Genomic DNA, 2,303 nt, shown 5'->3' with positions numbered 1-2,303 from the left:
GCCCGCAGCAGGGGTCACGGCATCCGCCGTCCCGGCCGCGGCGGGCGGCACGGGCACGGGCTGGACCGGCACGGGCGGCGGGCGGCGGCCGCCCGGGTTGGGACGGATCACCGTGCGCTCGGTATCGCCGGGTTCGGCGAAGGGATCGTCGTCGGACATGGCTGTCCTCCTTGCTGCGCTTGCGCCGCGGGGCTAGCCCTCGCGGATCGCCCAGAGCTCCATCCTCAGCCCCGGGTATTCGCCCGAGACATGCACCGCGACCCCGCCCGAGGTCGTCATCTTCCCCCACCAGGGGCTGGCCCCGTCCAGCTGGAAATAGACCCGCCCGGCCTCGTAGGGGATCTGGCGCGGCACCACCGGCAGCGGCTGCAGCTCGATCCCCGGCAGGGCGGAATTGACCAGCGTGCGGATCTCCTCGACCGGGCCGATCTTGGCATGGCCCGCGAAATGGCGGCGCAGCGTCTCCTCGGCCAGATCGGCTGCGACCGACAGGACGAACCCCGCCTGGCCGATCAGCTTGCGATCCGCGATCAGCCCCACCGAGATGCCGTATTTGCGCGGGTCCAGCGGGATCGACACCGCATTGGCCTCCAGCACCGCCGAGAGATAGCCGCGCAGCGCCCGCACCAGCGGCGCGAAACAGCCGGTCAGCGCGTGATGCTGATAGGCCGGCAGCCGCGGCGCCTGCCGGTCCTGCGCCATGAAACTGGCCAGTTCCCCCGCCAGCGCGGCCAGGAAGGCAAACAGCCGTTCGGGATGCAGCATCTCCATCTGGGCGAAATGGCGGATCACCGGCAGCGCGCGGTTGATGACCTGCAGCAGCAGGAAATCCTGGATCTCGGCGGTGGCGCGGACCGTGCCGGACTGGCCCAGCCGCGCCGACAGCGCGGTCATGCGATGCGCCAGCAGCCCCTCCAGCTCGGTCAGCAGCGACGACAGAACCTGCGAGGCGCGGCAATCCATCACCGCCGGGATGAAGCCGCCATCGAGGATCACCTCGCCATCGGGGCGGGTCTCGATGATGCGCGCCACGGGGATGCGGATGCGGTCGGACAGATCATCGGTCTCCAGCGCGAATTGCAGCCGCAGCTTGCCGATGCCCAGCGTCGCGGGGCCGCGGGCGGAGCCCATCGTGTCGACCACCTCCTGCTCGGCCGGGCGCAGCCGCGCGGGGCTCAGCTCCGCTCCGGTCAGGTCGACCTCCGCCGCGCCCTGGCGCCGCGCGGGCACGGTCAGGAAGACGACGCAGTCGCGCACCTGCGGCGGGACTTCCAGCGCGGGGGGATGATCCTCTGCATCGGGGATGCGGAACAGGCTGCCATCGGGGGTCAGGCCCGAACAGCTGCGCAGCGCCACCTGCCCGATCTTCAGCGCCTCGCGGTCGATCTCCAGCGTCGAGACCCCCCAGGCCGCGGGCGCCACCCGCGCCGCCAGACCGGCCACCAGCGCCGCGACATGGCGGTCCTGCTGCTGGAAATGCTGCGGCTGCAGGAACAGCCCCTCGGTCCACAGAACCCTGCTATCCCAGGACATCGCCGGCCTCCCCGTCTGCTCTTTCTTCCTTCAGCCGCCGCAGCTGCGCCTGGTAGGCGGCGGCGAATTCGCGGGCGAACAGCGCCTGGAAGTCGCTTTCCGCCTCGGCGGCGATTTCCGCATAAAGCTGTTCATACGCGTCCCAGTAGCGCGCCTTGCGGCCCTTGAAGACCGCGCCCAGCCCGCCCGGCGCGGTGGTCAGGCGCCGCTCCAGCGTCTCGGGCGACAGCTGCGCCAGCACGCCCTTCAGCGCCGCCTCCATCCCCGTCACCATCGCCACCTGATGCGCGGTGATGTCGTCGATCGCCTCGCGCGCCGCCTCCGCGGGGTCGAGGAAGCCGCGCGCCGGGCGGATCATGCTGGACACCGCCATCTCCGGCGTGACCGAGAATTTCAGCGGGTTGTTGCCGCGCGCGGCGATCATCGTCGTCTCGATGCGGAACTCGCTTTTCAGCAGGCTGCGGGCCATCAGCGCGCTGCGCAGGCCCTCGACCAGCGTGCGGAAGACCTGGCCGATCCCGGTCATCAGCTGCGGCGCCCCGGATTGCGGCAGCTCCAGCTCCGATGCCCCCGCCCCGGCCAGGAAGGCCGCCAGCGCCCCGGTCTGGGTCCCGGTCTGCGCCTCGTCCTGCAGCCCGGGTTCCGGCGCGGAGGCGGCAGGATCCGGCCGCTCCGGCGGGACCGCCGCGGCCGGCGGGCCGGTCTCCGGGGAAGGCGCCGCCGCGGGCGCCTGCGGGGCGATCAGGCTGTCCCAGTCATCGGGGATCTGC

At 72.1% G+C, this 2,303-nt stretch carries 2 protein-coding genes; both read right to left on the bottom strand.

From position 1 onward, the window contains the following. Window positions 1–192: 192 nt before the first annotated feature. On the bottom strand, window positions 193–1,533 hold the full coding sequence (gene tssK, locus ICN82_RS21080; protein WP_193187296.1) for a type VI secretion system baseplate subunit TssK: 1,341 nt from the start codon (window positions 1,531–1,533) through the stop codon (window positions 193–195). After that, a partial coding sequence (tagH, locus tag ICN82_RS21075; protein ID WP_193187293.1) for a type VI secretion system-associated FHA domain protein TagH occupies window positions 1,520–2,303 on the bottom strand: 784 nt, incomplete at its 5' end. The genes tssK and tagH, both read right to left, overlap by 14 nt.

Source organism: Mangrovicoccus algicola, from assembly GCF_014903745.1.
In the GTDB taxonomy this organism is placed as follows: domain Bacteria; phylum Pseudomonadota; class Alphaproteobacteria; order Rhodobacterales; family Rhodobacteraceae; genus Mangrovicoccus; species Mangrovicoccus algicola.
Note: the sequence above shows the minus strand (reverse complement) of the source record. Positions and strands in the feature narration are given on the sequence as shown.

Coding starts and splice junctions, on each gene's coding strand:
- tssK (WP_193187296.1), bottom strand. CDS start 1,533: ATGTCCTGGGATAGCAGGGTTCTGTGGACCGAGGGGCTGTTCCTGCAG.